The organism is Streptomyces sp. NPDC020996 (assembly GCF_040641355.1).
Classification (GTDB): domain Bacteria; phylum Actinomycetota; class Actinomycetes; order Streptomycetales; family Streptomycetaceae; genus Streptomyces.
This window is the reverse complement of the sequence record NZ_JBFADM010000016.1, coordinates 16,671-30,646: the sequence shown is the minus strand read 5'-3', so window position 1 is coordinate 30,646 and position 13,976 is coordinate 16,671. Positions and strand designations below refer to the sequence as shown.

16 protein-coding genes, 1 tRNA gene and 1 pseudogene are annotated in these 13,976 nt (G+C 68.1%); 14 read left to right on the top strand and 4 right to left on the bottom strand.

The features are described 5' to 3' along the window. Window positions 1-18 precede the first annotated feature (18 nt). Window positions 19-600 (top strand): HEPN domain-containing protein, encoded by a 582-nt coding sequence (locus tag AB0G63_RS14250; RefSeq protein WP_360749617.1) that lies wholly within the window; start codon window positions 19-21, stop codon window positions 598-600. Window positions 601-1,022: 422 nt separating this feature from the next. After that, window positions 1,023-1,832, top strand: a complete 810-nt coding sequence (locus tag AB0G63_RS14245; RefSeq protein WP_360749350.1) for an IS5 family transposase — start codon at window positions 1,023-1,025, stop codon at window positions 1,830-1,832. Here AB0G63_RS14245 and AB0G63_RS14240 read toward each other — a convergent pair. After that, complete coding sequence (locus AB0G63_RS14240; protein WP_360749614.1) at window positions 1,771-2,280, bottom strand: hypothetical protein; 510 nt, start codon at window positions 2,278-2,280, stop codon at window positions 1,771-1,773. The two genes, AB0G63_RS14245 and AB0G63_RS14240, sit on opposite strands and share 62 nt — an antisense overlap. A gap of 1,084 nt (window positions 2,281-3,364) precedes the next feature. Further along, window positions 3,365-4,450 (bottom strand): DUF1152 domain-containing protein, encoded by a 1,086-nt coding sequence (locus AB0G63_RS14235; protein WP_360749347.1) that lies wholly within the window; start codon window positions 4,448-4,450, stop codon window positions 3,365-3,367. An 81-nt stretch (window positions 4,451-4,531) separates the two neighbouring features. Here AB0G63_RS14235 and AB0G63_RS14230 point away from each other — a divergent pair, with 81 nt between their 5' ends. The 9 genes and pseudogenes from AB0G63_RS14230 to AB0G63_RS14190 all read left to right on the top strand — a co-directional run bounded on the left by AB0G63_RS14230 (window position 4,532) and on the right by AB0G63_RS14190 (window position 10,690). Then, the gene (locus AB0G63_RS14230; RefSeq protein ID WP_360749344.1) at window positions 4,532-5,272 is read left to right on the top strand and encodes a GntR family transcriptional regulator; all 741 of its coding nucleotides are present in this window, start codon (window positions 4,532-4,534) and stop codon (window positions 5,270-5,272) included. Window positions 5,273-5,549: 277 nt separating this feature from the next. After that, complete coding sequence (locus AB0G63_RS14225; protein ID WP_360749341.1) at window positions 5,550-5,987, top strand: ATP-binding protein; 438 nt, start codon at window positions 5,550-5,552, stop codon at window positions 5,985-5,987. 89 nt (window positions 5,988-6,076) lie between these two features. Continuing rightward, entirely contained in the window at window positions 6,077-6,805 is a 729-nt protein-coding gene (locus tag AB0G63_RS14220) for a GntR family transcriptional regulator (RefSeq protein WP_360749339.1), read from the top strand. A gap of 126 nt (window positions 6,806-6,931) precedes the next feature. Further along, the gene (locus AB0G63_RS14215; RefSeq protein ID WP_351889176.1) at window positions 6,932-7,282 is read left to right on the top strand and encodes a hypothetical protein; all 351 of its coding nucleotides are present in this window, start codon (window positions 6,932-6,934) and stop codon (window positions 7,280-7,282) included. 5 nt (window positions 7,283-7,287) lie between these two features. Next, entirely contained in the window at window positions 7,288-8,667 is a 1,380-nt protein-coding gene (locus AB0G63_RS14210; protein WP_360749336.1) for an FtsK/SpoIIIE domain-containing protein, read from the top strand. Between the two features lie 82 nt (window positions 8,668-8,749). Beyond that, the gene (locus tag AB0G63_RS14205; protein WP_360749333.1) at window positions 8,750-8,956 is read left to right on the top strand and encodes a hypothetical protein; all 207 of its coding nucleotides are present in this window, start codon (window positions 8,750-8,752) and stop codon (window positions 8,954-8,956) included. Beyond that, a pseudogene (locus tag AB0G63_RS14200) lies at window positions 8,956-9,222 on the top strand (DUF2637 domain-containing protein); the annotation flags it as partial. The gene AB0G63_RS14205 and the pseudogene AB0G63_RS14200, both read left to right, overlap by 1 nt. A gap of 89 nt (window positions 9,223-9,311) precedes the next feature. Next, window positions 9,312-9,524 (top strand): excisionase family DNA-binding protein, encoded by a 213-nt coding sequence (locus AB0G63_RS14195; RefSeq protein ID WP_358279009.1) that lies wholly within the window; start codon window positions 9,312-9,314, stop codon window positions 9,522-9,524. After that, window positions 9,524-10,690 (top strand): site-specific integrase, encoded by a 1,167-nt coding sequence (locus AB0G63_RS14190; protein ID WP_360749330.1) that lies wholly within the window; start codon window positions 9,524-9,526, stop codon window positions 10,688-10,690. The genes AB0G63_RS14195 and AB0G63_RS14190 overlap by 1 nt, the downstream gene beginning before the upstream one ends. Before the next feature lie 90 nt (window positions 10,691-10,780). Here the strand turns inward: AB0G63_RS14190 and AB0G63_RS14185 are convergent. Continuing rightward, window positions 10,781-10,854 (bottom strand) — tRNA-Gly (locus tag AB0G63_RS14185). Window positions 10,855-11,391: 537 nt separating this feature from the next. On the opposite strand from AB0G63_RS14185, the gene dcd reads away from it, so the two are divergent. The 3 genes from dcd to AB0G63_RS14170 all read left to right on the top strand — a co-directional run bounded on the left by dcd (window position 11,392) and on the right by AB0G63_RS14170 (window position 12,844). Then, window positions 11,392-11,967, top strand: a complete 576-nt coding sequence (dcd, locus tag AB0G63_RS14180; RefSeq protein WP_360749327.1) for a dCTP deaminase — start codon at window positions 11,392-11,394, stop codon at window positions 11,965-11,967. Then, entirely contained in the window at window positions 11,964-12,473 is a 510-nt protein-coding gene (locus AB0G63_RS14175; protein ID WP_360749323.1) for a phosphoribosyltransferase, read from the top strand. Before dcd ends, AB0G63_RS14175 begins: the two co-directional genes overlap by 4 nt. Before the next feature lie 146 nt (window positions 12,474-12,619). Beyond that, entirely contained in the window at window positions 12,620-12,844 is a 225-nt protein-coding gene (locus AB0G63_RS14170; protein WP_360749320.1) for a hypothetical protein, read from the top strand. Between the two features lie 136 nt (window positions 12,845-12,980). On the opposite strand, the gene AB0G63_RS14165 is transcribed toward AB0G63_RS14170, so the two are convergent. After that, window positions 12,981-13,946, bottom strand: a complete 966-nt coding sequence (locus tag AB0G63_RS14165) for a Yip1 family protein (RefSeq protein ID WP_360749317.1) — start codon at window positions 13,944-13,946, stop codon at window positions 12,981-12,983. Between the last annotated feature and the right edge of the window lie 30 nt (window positions 13,947-13,976).

Genomic DNA, 13,976 nt, shown 5'->3' with positions numbered 1-13,976 from the left:
GAAGAGTTTCTTAGGCACATGGGAGCAGCTCGGCATACTGCAGGTACTGCAACAGCATTGAGCGCGCAGGTGACGGGCGCCCTACAGGTTGATGATTTGTTGCGAGGGGCACTTGTTCAGGCTGTTAGCGCCCTGGACAGGTACGTACACGAGGAAGTGCGCGTAAGGCTCCTACAGCACTTCAGTGATGGTAGTTCCCCAACTGCGATGCTGAGGTTCCAAGTTCCTCTGTCAGCGGTCTTGAGGTTTAGGGATGAAGGGGGCGTGGCGTGGCTTGACGAGGTGGTTCGCTCACGCCATTCGTTTCTCTCGTTCCAGGCTCCCGACAAGATAGCAGACGCAATTCGCCTTGTCAGCGATGGTGAATTATGGAATGAGGTCGCCCAAGCGATTGGTCGTCCAGTGTCGGATATTAAGCAGGAACTCAAACTGATTGTGGCACGCAGAAATGCTATCGCCCATGAATCTGATATTAGCCCAGTTCCCCCATATGATCAGAATGAGATCAAGAGTGAGGATGTAACTGGCACCTTAGAGTTCGTTGAGGGATTGGTGTCAGCAATCCATTCTTTCCTCAATGGAACGGGGCGAAATAAGTAGGAGGTCGGTGGAGCGGCTTTGGGGTGGCGCTGCTTTGGCGCGAGTGATCATGGCCCCGTAAGCTTGCGGCGCGTCGGGCGGTCTGTGGACCTGCCCGGTAAAGCACGACGTTGGGGCCATGATCTGCGAGGCTCGCGCCAAAGTGGCTCCGTAACTGGCCGTTCTCTATCCGCTCGTGGAGTCGATCAGGTTCGAACGCGGTCCTGGTTCGAGTGAGTTGACCGAGGCAGGCGCATGGAAGAAGGGCCTCTTGGTAGCTCGCGGTTGTCGAGTCCAGCGAGGAGCAAGAGGCCCTGGTGTCGAAGTGTCGCGTGGTCGTGGTCGCCGAGTCCAGCTCGCCCACTCCTGGGTGTGACTGTCTCGCCCATCGGTTCGGAAACGCGGCCGACCGGCCGGAACGTCGGCCCCGGTACGCCTCGGACATGAGTGATGCGGAGTGGGACTTGGTGCGGGAGCTACTGCCGGTGCCCGCCTGGATGGCGGGCCGGGGCGGTCGGCCGGAGGGCTACTGCCACCGGCAGATGGTTGATGCGGTGCGTTATGTCGTGGACAACGGCATCAAGTGGCGAGCGATGCCGTGCGACTTCCCGCCCTGGCCGCGGGTGTATGCCTTCTTCGCCCGCTGGCGGGATACGGGGCTGGTGGCAGAGCTGCATGACCGGCTGCGCGGGGCCGTCCGCTGCTCGGAGGGTCGCAAGGAGGAGCCGAGTGCGGGTGTGGTGGACTCGCAGTCGGTGAAGGCGGACGCCATCGTCGCCCACGCCACGCGGGGTTTCGACGCGGGGAAGAAGATCAACGGGCGCAAGCGGCACCTGCTCACCGACACCCTCGGGCTTCTGCTGGCCGTGCTGGTCACGCCGGCCTCCAAGACCGACCGGGACGCCGCCCGCCTCCTGCTCCCCGCAGCGAAGAACCATTTCCGGCGGCTGACACGGATCTGGGCCGACGGTGGCTACACCGGCCATCTCACCGACTGGACCGACCAGCACCTCGGAGTGGTCCTGGACATCGTCCGCCGCAACGACGATGTCCAGGGTTTCCAGGTGCTGCCCCGCCGCTGGGTCGTGGAACGGTCCTTCGCCTGGCTCCTGCGCAGCCGCCGCCTGGTCCGTGACTACGAGCGACGCCCCGACACCAGCGAGGCCGTCGTCCTGTGGTCGATGACCATGCTCATGAGCCGCCGCCTGGCCGCCCGGCACCAGCAGCCTCCTGCTCCGGCGCGGGCAGCATGAACCGGCCCGGTTTCTCCTCCACCAGCCAGCCTCGTTCCACCAGCCGCTTCAGCCGAGCCCTCGCGCCTTCGACGCGGGAGGCGGACGCGCTGTCCCAGCCCAGCACCACCGCCGCCCGCCGGGCACCCAGCCCATCGGCTCCCGCCTCCAGGGCAGCGGCCATCAACGCCTGGTAGTCCACCGACAGCACCTCGGTGCCAGCTGCATCCTGGCGGTGGGGCACCGCCCGGCGCGGTCCCACCGGCCCTTTCTGTGAGGATCCGTCAGTCACCACGGCGGGCGCGTCCGCCTCGGCCAGCGCCTCCAGATACTGCTCCAGGCCGATCACCCGGCGCCGGAGCACCTCTTCCGCCTCCACCAGAGCCGTCTGAACCCGCTCCAGCTCGGCTTCGAGTTCCTCCACCCGCACCGCCGCGGCCTTCCGCCGCGTCTCCAGAACCGCCCGCATCGATGGCACCCGCCACCCCCACGACATCTCGGCCAGCAACGGAACGAATCTCCCGCGACAACAGCGGTCTCACGCCTGACCAGCAGAAAACACACATGAGGTTCGGAAAGAGAACGACCTCTAAAGCCGTGGAGCCGACCGCCCCAGCTACGACGTACCCCTTCTCTGACATCAGGCGGCTCCATGCCCTGAGCGCGGCACGGGCGCCGGCCGGGCTGGAGCGGGGCGGAGACAGGAGCGCAGGCCCGGCCGGGGGCCGTGCCGCGCGCGGGGAGCGGAGCGAGCCGCCTTGAAACCCGTAAAGAAGGTTGTAACTCAGCAGTCGCCGGACTCGTAGGGCAGGGCCCTGTCCTCGGTCAGAACGGTGGCTCTTGGCTGCAGCCGTCGGCCCATGACAGGAGGGGGCTTTGAGGGCGTTCCAGGCCTGATGAGTCTTCGCCCCAGGTGTTGAGGGCGTCGACGGCGAGTGCGCGGCGCTGCCAGAACTCGCTGGTGCCCAAGACTGCTCGGACCAAGGGCGCGAGACGCCGTCGGTGGTGCAGCAACCGCGGATCGTCGAGAAGTGGGATGCAGGCTGCCAAGGCTGCTTCTCGTACGTGCCGGTCAGTGGCCTCGGTGTAGGGCACGGAGGCCGAGAACAGGAGTGGTCGCAGGCCTTGGACGGCTACGGCCGGCGGCCAGTCGTGCAGGGGGTCCTCGGTTTGCCGATACGCCGCTTCGACTGCGTCTGTGACCTCTCTCGCAACTGACGCTATCCAGGCCAGCAACTCGGCGCGTAGGCAACCGGGGAAGTCGTACTCCTTCTTGTCGACTGCGCGAGTCGTTCGCGGATCAGGCAGGATCGCGGCCACGTACCGTGCCGCGGGCACTGTCGCGTCGTACAGGGTGTTCCCGTGGTGCAGCGTGTCGGATAGGTACCGGAGGGCTCCGGTCCTCACGCTCTGGTCCGAGTCCAGCAGGGCGGCAAGCATCACGGGCGAGTCCGTGGCTGAGCCGCGGCCGTGTTCCAAGGAGGACCAGTCCGTGTCCGCGAGGACGCTGGCAGGGTCCAGTGATTCGGCTGACGACCGCGGACCGTCCCCGGTCATGCGATGCGCCAGAGGGGTGCTGCGTACTTTTCTGGACGTGCACTGATCAAGAGACTGCGTAGCTCTTCGCGCTGGGAGCCGCTGAGGTTCAGGGCCTCGGTGATGCGGCGGAAGGTCGTGTGGGTGACTCCGCGGGCTCGGGCCTCGGTCTGGAACTGGTCGAGTCGGGGCAGCACGTCGGCAGGGTCGAGCTTCGTCAGCGGTCGCTCAGTGAGCCAGGCTGCCTTGTTGCGCTCGTAGTCGACTTCCGAGAAGCCGCAGATCTCGCGGCTGTTTGCCTCCGCTTCGTCCAGGGTGGCGGTCGTCATGATGGCGCGGGCCAGGCTGTTGCGGCTAACCGCGTCGTCAAGGTCGACTTCGTGGACCGTGGCGCCCTCGTCGGTGAGGAGTACGGGGAGGCCGGCGTCGCGCACCTCGCAGATGCCGCGGACTCCACGGGCCGTTGCGGCGAGCATCGCGGTTGCCTCTGAGGGGTGCCACTCCAGGACGGTGCTGATCGCCTCCACGTCCTTCGACGTGAAGGTGTGGACGAGCCTGCCCAGCAGGGGGCGCAGGTCGTCGGGTGAGACCTCGCCGTCCAGTCCTGGGCCTGCGATCAGCAGGCGGATCGGGGCATCGACCTGGCAGCAGGCGGAGAGCGTGAGTGCGTCGGCGAGAGGGCTCTTGAGCGTGGGTTCGTCGCCTTGGGCGAGGATGTCTCCGCCGACGTCGAGCAGATCGATCGACCTGGGGGCCAAGTGGTCCACGAGTTCTTCGAGTTGGCGTGTGAGGCCTTCGGCGCCGTGGTGCGGGTCGAGCAGTGCGAAGGTCTGGGGGACCTCTGCCGCGAGCCAGGGGAGGGTGGATCCTGCCGGTGCGATCGGCTGGGCCGTGGCCGGCACTGACCAGACGGAGCGAGTGAGAGGTTCCAGCCCTGTGAAGCTGTCGGCTCCTCGGGGGCCCGGGAGCGGGTCGACGATGAGGCGGTCCCAGGCATAGGTGAGGATCACCGCCTGGTCGTCGTCGCCGTACAGGGCGGCGTGAAGCATTGCGGCGGCGACAGCGTCGCCCCCTCCTCCTGCTGCGACGATCAACCGCGTCATGTGCCCCACATTACGGGCTCTGGTATTGGCCACTCACCCTATAGTGGCTGGAGGCCATAGCCACCTGGGTGAGGAGGGGACATGCCGCAGATCGAGGAGGCTCAGCCGAAGTATCTCCAGATCGCGCACTACATCCGTGATCAGATCCTTCGGGGTGACCTGCGGGCGGGGGACGAGGTGCCCTCGGAACGGCAGTTGGCGGCGGACTGGAAGGTCTCCCGGCCTACGGCCGCCCGGTCGCTGGAGGCGCTGAGCCATCAGGGGCTCGTCGAGAAGCGCCAGGGGTCGGGGACCTATGTGCGTAGTCTCGAAGTCAACCGCCGGGCACGTGAGTTGTACGGCCGTGCTCGCCAGACCGGGAAGATCTACACGCCCGGCGAGTACGCAGTGATCACCTCCGCCGGGTGGATGGACGCACCCGATCACGTCGCTGAGGCGCTGGGGCTGGCGAAGGACCGGCGGGCGGTGCACCGTCGGCGGGTGACCAACAACCAGGACGGTCCCATCACCCTGTCCACGTCGTGGTTCGCGCCGGACGTCGGCCAGCGTGCACCCAAGCTCCTGGAGCCCGAGCGGATCCAGGAGGGGACGCTGATGTACGTCGAGAACATGACAGGGCGGAAGGGCAGTTACGCCGAAGACCGCATGTGTGCCCGGACCGCCACCGACGAAGAAGCATCTGATCTGCAACTGGACGCCGACTCGGCCGTGTTGATCGTCCACCACGTGGTCTACGACCTCCAGGACCGGCCGCTGGAGTTCTCCGAAGCGACCTACCCGCCGCACCGCTGGGCGTTCGAACAGGGCTATCCCCTCGCCTGATGGGGAGGCAGTTCGCGCGAACGGCTTGCGTGCGGCAAGTGGCTAATGCCACTATCCACAAAGTGGCTAAGGCCACTTACGGGAAGGGGGCACGGGTGTGATGGTTCAGCGGCCGGATCAGGGCACGCGCTTAGCTTGCCGGGGATGCCGGGGGCGCGGCTGGAAGCGTGTCAGTTCGCGTACGTCGGTGGCCCTCGCCGCCGCCAACGACCGCACCCGTGCCACATCGAAGCGGCGCTGCCTCGACTGCGACGGCAGCGGCAAGGAGTGAGCGCGGATGACCTACGTGATCGACCGCTACCCCTGCGAGGACTCGCCGCGGCTGGGAGCGATGACCTTATGTCCGACCCCGGAGTCCGTACCCCGGGCCCGGCGCTGGTTCCGCAAGTTCATCGCGCCGTACAACCCGGCCTGCTCGGTCGACGACTGCACGCTGATGATCTCGGAGCTGGTGACCAACGCGATCCTCTACGGGCGCGCGGACGAGGAGTGGCGCGTACGGGTGGAATGGTTCCGGGAGGGCACCTCACTACGTGTGGAGGTGCACAACCCGGGATTCCCTGCGAGCGTTCGCCTGCGCCGGCCGGATGCCGACGACGCGCACGGGCGGGGGCTGCTTCTCGTCGACTCCATCGCCGAGTCGTGGCACTCGGGCCCCAGTCGCTTCGGTGGGACGGTGGTTTCCTTCGTGATGGCCGATGCCTGGCCCTCGTGAGCCAGGAATGCCCCGCTTCTACTGCCGTCCTGGGATTATCGCTAGTCTGGTTGACCGGTTGACTTGGCCAATCTCGACAGGCGGCGTTCATGGCGTATGAAGTGGAGGCACCCAAGTACGTGCGCCTCGCGCAGACGATCCAACGTCGCATCGAGGACGGCACGTACGCGCCAGGCACGCGGGTTCCCAGCGAGAACCAACTGGTGCAGGCGTTCGGGATGTCCCGACCCACGGTCGTACGTGCGCTGGAGCTGCTGAAACGGGACGGCTGGCTGGAGTCCCGGCAGGGATACGGAACGATCGTGCGCGGGCGCCCCGCGGTCGTCGAGGAAAAGGACCGGCGCGGCCTCGAAGCCCTGGTGCGCGACGAGTCGCAGACCCCCGGGCGCTTGGTCGACGTCGGCCAAGTGGTGGTCCCCGCGCGCGTGGCCTCGGTCCTAGGGCTTCCCAAGAGTGCCAACGTGCTCCGGCGCCGCTTCCTGGTCGAGGAGGACGGCGAAGCGGCCGAGCTGGTCTCGTCGTACTTCCCCGCCGGCCTCGTCGAGGGAACCGACCTGGCCGGTGGTGACGCGCTGGCCTCCGGCGTGCGCGAGCACCTGGAGGCGCGCAAGAAGGTCCGCTTCGACCATGTGACGGAGCGGGTGTCCGCGCGGCTGCCCGATACTGCCGAAGTCGAGTTGCTGGGGCTGCCGGACGGCGTCCCCGTCTTGAGCATTCTCGTCATCGCCTGCGACGCGTCCGGGCAGGCGCTGCAAGTCTCTGACGTGCTCCTTCCTGCCGACCGGCAGGAACTGGAAGACACCTACCGCTTGAGTTGAGCCGTCTGACGGCTCCTCAACTTGCCCGCGAATCAAGCTTGACAAGTCAACTTGCCATCTCTAGCTTCCAACTTGCTAAGTCAACTTGTCAGGTGTGGGTTGGCCGACTCAGAAGGAGACATCTCAGTGCGTGTGATCCGCGTTGACGCCTCGACCGCCACGATCCTGCTCACCGAAGCGCCGGCACCGAAGGTGCGTGACCGGCAGACCGGTGAGATCGCCAAGGACGCCGTGAGCGGCGAGGCACTGATGACCGTCGGCGTCGTCTACATCGACGAGGGCGAGTCGTCGCTGATCCAGGTCACCATCCCCGAGAGTGGGGTGACGGAGGGGCTGACCGTCGGTGCCCCGGTCTCGCTGCCGGGTCTGGTGGCCCGGCCGTGGGAAAGCGTGTTCAACGGGCAGCAGCGGCACGGCATCGCCTACCGGGCCACCGCCGTTGCTCCGGGCGCCTTCCCGATGGTCCAGGCGGGCTGATCGCCGTGACGGACCTGGTGACGGTGGCCGAGCTGGGCGGGTCGCTCGCCGCGATAGGCGGCGCGGCCTACGTCCGGCACGCTCACCCCGCGGCGTACTGGTCCACGGTTGGGCTGCCGGTGTCGGTGGCCCGGCTGCTGGCCTCGTACTCCTCGACCATGGACGCCTGCGGCCTGACCGTCGAGCCTCCGCGCTGGCGAGCCCTGGCCATACGGGTCACCACCCGGCGGGAGGTCCGGCCGGTCCCGCCCCGCCGGGGTTTCATCCGTCCCACCTCGACCGGGCTGCGCATGCGGCTGCGGCTGGCCCCCGGACAGGAACCGGCGGACGTGGCGGCCTCGGCTGAACGGTTGCGGCACGCCTGGGGCGTCCACGCCGTTCACGTTCGGGACGTCAAGCCCGGGGTCGTCGAACTGCGCCTCGTCGGCTTCGACGTCCTCCGGAAAGTGCGTATGCCCCGCACTCGTACGGGCCTGGGGCTGCTCCGGGTCCCGGTAGCCCTGCGGGAGGACGCGACGGCGTACGTCCGTGACTACCGGGCCGTGCCGCATGAACTCGTCCTCGGCGCCACGCTGTCGGGCAAGTCCATGTACCTGCGGAACCTGCTCGCCGGGCTGGCCACTCAGCCGGTCGTCCTGGTCGGCATCGACTGCAAGCGCGGTGTCGAACTGTCGCCGTTCGCCGCCCGGCTGTCCGCGCTGGCCACCGACCCCGACCAGGCGGCCGAGTTACTGCCCGTCCTCGTCAAGGAAATGGAGGACCGATACGACCTGATCAAGGCCCGGCAGGGCATCGCCCCGGGCACCCCGGACGAACTGATCACCTCGGACATCTGGGGACTGCCGGAGGCTGAACGTCCGGCGCCCCTCGTGCTGTTCGTCGACGAGGTGGCGGAACTCTTCCTCGTCGCCACGCGGAAGGAAGAGGAACGGCGCGACGAGATGGTCACCCAGCTCATCCGCCTTGCCCAGCTCGGCCGCGCGGCCGGCATTTACCTCCAGGTGTGCGGGCAACGCTTCGGCGCCGAGCTGGGCAAGGGCGCGACCATGCTCCGCGCACAGCTCACGGGACGCGTCTGTCACCGGGTCAACGACGAAGCCTCGTCGAAGATGGCGCTCGGGGACATCGCCCCGGAAGCCGTCTGGGCAGCCTGCTCCATCCCCTCCGACCGGCCCGGCCTGGCCGTCGTCGGTGACACCTCGGGCGGCTGGTCCCGCATCCGCACCCCGAACCTCTCCCTCGCCGACGCGGCGGCCACCTGCCGTGCTGCGGCCCACTTCGCCCCCGATGTACCGGCCCTTTCGCCCTTCCGCCCGCATGTCCCGACGGCACCCGTAGAGGCGGCGTCCGGACCGATGGCTTCTCCCCAGCCGGTCACCGAGTAACCGCCCCCGCCCCGCGGCCGGCGCGGCCGTTCCGCGCCAAGTCCCTACCCCTGCCATGCCTGAAAGAAGGAGACCACTTGCCATGTGCCCCGACTGCGAGGACTTCGTGCGGACCGTCTTCCTGCTCGGCCAACTCGCCCTCTACGCCGACATGTCGGGCGCTGACGAGGCGTTCGTCAACGCCGTTACCCCGTCCCTGGCCGTGTCCCTTCCGGAGCCGCCGCCCGGCGCCTTCCTGTCCGACGAGGACCCTGACGACGGCCGGGACTGCCGCGGCGAGTCGTCCTGATGACCCGGCCCGTTCTCCGCGCGGACGCGGTCCTGGTCCAAGCCGTCATCGCCGGGGCCCTGTCCTTCGCCCACCTGCACGACCTCGCCGCCGCCGCAGGGCAGAACGGATGGAAGGCGTGGGCCTATCCCGTCTCCGTCGATCTGCTCCTCGTCGCCGCCTGGCACCGGCTCCGTTCCGGCGGGCCGAAGCCGGCCGCCTGGTGCTGGTTCCTCGTCGCCCTGACGGCGTCTCTGGGGGCCAACGTCTCCACGGCCGGACTGCTCTTCTTCGCCGGAACGGGCCTCAGCGCGGGCGAGACCTGGCTTGCCGCGTCCCTCGAACCTGCCCCCGGAACGGAAGGAGAGCCGACCACATGAACGACCGCTACCTGTCCGTGGACCAGGTCGCCGAGCTGTTGGGCACGACCGCCCGCTTCCCCCGGCGGCTCATTGAGGAGCGGCGCATCCGGTACGTCAAGGTCGGCCGACACGTCCGCATCCCCGAGAGCGCCCTTCACGAGTACCTGGCCTCTCGGACCGTGGAGCCGATTCGACTCCGCCGCGTCGGACTGCGGAGGGCTGCCTGATGGCCAACAAGAAGGGCAGACGGCGCCGTTTCGGGGCCGTGCGTCAGTACCGGTCTGGGAAGTGGACGGCGTCGTATCTCGCGCCTGACGGTGAGCGAGTCCGTGCACCGGAGACTTTCGAGACCAAGAAGGACGCTGAAATCTGGCTCTCGCAGGTTGAGGCAGATCTCAGCCGCGGAGACTGGCGCTCTCCCGACGCGGGCGCCGTGAACTTCCGCGAATACGCCGAGAAGTGGGTCGAGGAACGGGAGTTGGCCGTTCGCACCGTGGACCTCTATCACCACCTGCTACGGCTCCACATCCTCCCGACCTTCGGCGCGCTCGACCTGGACGAGATCACCGCTCCTCGCGTCCGCGAATGGCGTGCTGAGCGGCTGCGGGCAACAAGTGCCAAGACCACCGTTGCCAAGGCGTACAGGCTGCTCAAAGGCATCATGGAGACAGCCGTTGATGACGACCTGATCAGCCGCAATCCATGCCGGATCAAGGGCGCGGGGAAGGAGTCGGCGGCTGAGCGTCGGATCGCCACCGTCGCCCCGGTCGACGCGCTTGCCGAAGCCATCGGCATCCGTTGGCGTCTCATGGTCTACCTGGGCGCGTACGGTCCGATGCGGCCCGAGGAACTGGCCGGCCTTCGGCGGCGAGACGTCGACCTGGACAACCTCGTGATACGGGTCCGTGTTGCTGAGCCCGAGCGCACCAACGGGAAGCGTGCTCCGGGGGTCACCAAGTCCGACGCGGGTGCTCGTCTCGTCGTCCTTCCGTCCTTCTTGGAGAAGGACGTGAGACGTCACCTCGCCTGGTACGCGGAGAAGGGGCCTGATGGCCTCGTCTTCGTCGGCGAGAAGGGGGCGGCCTTCCGCCGTACGTCCTTCGGGCGGAAATGGCGTCGTGCCCGTATGGCAGCGGGTCTGCCGGACGGCTTCCGCTTCTACGACCTTCGTCACACCGGACACACGCTGTCGACGCGTTCCGGCGCGACGCTCAAAGACACCATGGTCCGGGCCGGGCAGTCCTCGGAGAAGGCCGCACTGATCTATCAGCACTCCGACGACGAGCGGCAGCGCGAGCTGGCGGCTGGACTCGACGAGATGGTGCGCGCCGAGCGTGCGAAGAACCACACGGGCGACTCCGCGCACCACAGGGAGGAGGCCACTGGGACGTAGCCGAGTCCTTATGGTGCGGTTGTGGTGCGCAACCCGCGCACCGGTCTAGACAACAGAAAACCCCCGGGCCGCTGGCCTGGGGGTTTTACGTGGAGCGGGTGACGAGAATCGAACTCGCGCTCTCAGCTTGGGAAGCTGATGTTCTACCATTAAACTACACCCGCGTAAGACGCCGGTCGGACCGGTGTCGGAACGCATCGTCACTTTACCCCATCGCAGGCCCCCGGTGTTGAAGCCGGGGGCCTGGGTGCGTTTCGGGGCGGTTGCGGGGGTGGGACTGGGCTGCGAGGGGCGGGAGTTGGGGCGTACGGTGGTGGGGTGGGAGAGGGGCCGGGTGAGGCCGGAGTGCCGCCTGGTGAGTCGTTCCTTTGATCCCGTAATGTGGCATTTGGCGTCAGGCGGCAGCAGCCAGACGCGGCTCTTGGGGAAGGGACTTCAGGACTTGATGGAGCGCACCGTCGTCCGTTGTGCCGATGGGCACGTGTTCAGCACCGCTACGTTCCCGATGCAGCAGGCCGGACGGCTCGGCCCCGGCCGGCTCGTGAGGTGTCCTCGGTGTGCCAGGCTCCGCAGCGCGGTGCCGGTCAGCCTCGGGAAGCGGTAGGGGCTGACGAGGCGGCAGAGGCAGCGGTAGAGCAGTGACGCAGGCGCGTGGGTCGTCCGGTTGTGGCCGGTCCGCGCGCCTTGCGTATCCTCGGGGCGTGCTTCTCTCAGACAAGGACATCCGGGCCGAGATCGACGCCGGGCGGGTGGTGATCGATCCCTACGACGAATCCATGGTGCAGCCGTCGAGCATCGACGTGCGGCTGGACCGCTACTTCCGGGTGTTCGAGAACCACCGGTACCCGCACATCGACCCCTCCGTCGAGCAGGCCGACCTCACCCGGCTCGTGGAGCCTGAGGGCGACGAGCCCTTCATCCTGCACCCCGGAGAGTTCGTGCTCGCCTCGACGTACGAGGTCATCACCCTGCCCGACGATCTCGCGTCGCGGCTCGAGGGCAAGAGCTCGCTCGGGCGGCTCGGGCTGGTGACGCACTCCACCGCCGGGTTCATCGACCCCGGGTTCTCCGGGCACGTCACGCTCGAGCTGTCCAACCTCGCCACCCTGCCCATCAAGCTGTGGCCCGGCATGAAGATCGGGCAGCTGTGCATGTTCCGGCTCAGCTCGCCGGCCGAGTTCCCCTACGGCAGCGAGCGCTACGGCTCCCGGTACCAGGGCCAGCGCGGGCCCACCGCCTCCCGCTCCTACCTCAACTTCCACCGGACGCAGGTGTGAGCGCCCAGCGGGAGAACCTGAGCTACGAGCAGTTCGGCGTCGCCGTGCGCGAACTCGCGCAGGCCGTCGCCGACGACGGCTACGAGCCCGACGTCGTGCTCAGCATCGCCCGCGGCGGGGTGTTCGTGGCCGGCGGGCTCGCCTACGCCCTCGACTGCAAGAACCTCCATCTGGTCAACGTCGAGTTCTACACGGGCGTCGGGACCACCCTCGAGATGCCTGTCATGCTCGCGCCCGTTCCCAACCTGATCGACTTCTCCGACAAGAAGGTGCTGATCACCGACGACGTCGCCGACACGGGCAAGACGCTCAAGCTCGTGCGCGACTTCTGCCTCGACACCGTCGCCGAGGTGCGCAGCGCCGTCATATATGAGAAGCCGCACTCGCTGGTGAAGTGCGAGTACGTGTGGAAGCGGACCGATGACTGGATCAACTTCCCGTGGTCTGTCCTGCCGCCGGTACACAGGTCGGGCGGGGCGCCCAAGGTGAACACGGAAGCCGACTGAGCCGGGGAGTCGCGGCGGTCGCGGCCTCGGTCGTCCTCGTCGGTTCGACGTCGAATCCGCATGGTGTTTCAATCGAACTCATGAGCGATTCGAGTGGTGCGTCGGACTGGAATGCGGGGGCGTACGTCCGGGACGATCCTGAAGGCATGGCCGGGTCCATTCGCGTGATCGTGCATCCGCCGTCGCCCACGGGTGGCCGGCGCGTCCGCGTGGACGGGGAGATCCTCGGGCTGGCGCACAACCTGGCCGATGTCGCCGAGTTCCTCCGTCGAGCCGGGCTGGAGATCGACCCGTCGGAGGTCGTCGGGGTGCCGTGGATCGACTGGCGGGGTGTGGGACCCGAGCGCTGGGAGGCGGAGACCGGAGGCTGAGGGCCGCCGACGGCTCGTTCTCCAGCCCGGCGAGGGCGGGGGCGCGTGGCGTCCACGGTGGACGGTCCACGGTGGGCTCCTGCGGGATCCCCGCCCGTCAGGTAACGGCCTGCCGGCCGTCGCCGGGACGTCGTCGCTAGAACGTGCCCAGCTTCACGATCGACAGCAGGGCGATCAACTGGATCGACGACGCGCCCAGGGCCTTCGGCCAGGGCAGGTCGTGGGAGCGGCTGACCATCATGGTCAGCAGGGCGCCGGCGGCCACCCAGGTTGCCCAGCCGAGGGCCTGCACGAAGGTCGCGTCGCCGCCGAAGAACATGGCGAAGACCAGGCGCGGGGCGTCCGTGAGGGACATGATCAGCATCGACAGGCCGACCGTGGGCTGCCAGGCGCCGTCGCCGCCGAGCTGGCGGGCCAGGGTGTGGGTGACCACGCCCAGGATGAAGGCCGACAGCGCCATGGCCACGGCCGTGATCAGGACGATCGGGACCGCGTTCGACAGGGTCGCGTTGATCGCGTCCTGGCGGGCGCCGTCGAAGCCGAAGACGGCGAGCAGGCCGTAGAGGAACGTCACCGTGAGGGCGGGGCCCCACATCGCGTAGTCGCGCATCTGCAGGAACGTCTGGCTGGGGGAGAAGACGATCCCCCGCAGGAGTTCCTTCCAGTGCAGGCGCGGGCCGATGGGGGCCGGGGCCGAGCCCGCCCGGTAGGTCTCGCCCTGGTGATAGGCCTCGTCGATCGAGAAGGCCTGGGTGTGGCCCGGGTTGTTGGCCGCGTACGGGTCGTAGGCGCCCTGCGGCGCGTGCGGGGCGCCGTCGCCGAAGTACTCCGGCTCGCCGTGGCCGCCGTGGCCGCCGTTGCCGTACTGCTGCTGTCCCTGCTGTCCCGGGTACGGCTGGGGCGGCGGGGGGTAGCCGTACGACGGTCCCTGCGGCGCCTGCTGTCCGTACGGGGGTTGTTGCGGTCGCGTGTGCGGGGTGCCGTGGTTCCGGCCGCCGCGTCCGTTCCTGAATCCAGCCACGCCTTCGAACGTACCTGGTCCGGGAGAGTGGCGTGCCGGACCCGGACTTCCGGGCCCGGCTTTGCGGCCGAGCTGTGACATCCCTTACGGAACCTCCCCGGTGATCGCCCG

Coding starts and splice junctions, on each gene's coding strand:
- AB0G63_RS14245 (WP_360749350.1), top strand. CDS start 1,023: ATGAGTGATGCGGAGTGGGACTTGGTGCGGGAGCTACTGCCGGTGCCC.
- AB0G63_RS14205 (WP_360749333.1), top strand. CDS start 8,750: ATGTGCCCCGACTGCGAGGACTTCGTGCGGACCGTCTTCCTGCTCGGC.
- AB0G63_RS14220 (WP_360749339.1), top strand. CDS start 6,077: ATGGCGTATGAAGTGGAGGCACCCAAGTACGTGCGCCTCGCGCAGACG.
- AB0G63_RS14195 (WP_358279009.1), top strand. CDS start 9,312: ATGAACGACCGCTACCTGTCCGTGGACCAGGTCGCCGAGCTGTTGGGC.
- AB0G63_RS14190 (WP_360749330.1), top strand. CDS start 9,524: ATGGCCAACAAGAAGGGCAGACGGCGCCGTTTCGGGGCCGTGCGTCAG.
- AB0G63_RS14165 (WP_360749317.1), bottom strand. CDS start 13,946: ATGTCACAGCTCGGCCGCAAAGCCGGGCCCGGAAGTCCGGGTCCGGCA.
- AB0G63_RS14170 (WP_360749320.1), top strand. CDS start 12,620: ATGGCCGGGTCCATTCGCGTGATCGTGCATCCGCCGTCGCCCACGGGT.
- AB0G63_RS14250 (WP_360749617.1), top strand. CDS start 19: ATGGGAGCAGCTCGGCATACTGCAGGTACTGCAACAGCATTGAGCGCG.
- AB0G63_RS14225 (WP_360749341.1), top strand. CDS start 5,550: ATGACCTACGTGATCGACCGCTACCCCTGCGAGGACTCGCCGCGGCTG.
- AB0G63_RS14235 (WP_360749347.1), bottom strand. CDS start 4,450: ATGACGCGGTTGATCGTCGCAGCAGGAGGAGGGGGCGACGCTGTCGCC.
- AB0G63_RS14230 (WP_360749344.1), top strand. CDS start 4,532: ATGCCGCAGATCGAGGAGGCTCAGCCGAAGTATCTCCAGATCGCGCAC.
- AB0G63_RS14240 (WP_360749614.1), bottom strand. CDS start 2,280: ATGCGGGCGGTTCTGGAGACGCGGCGGAAGGCCGCGGCGGTGCGGGTG.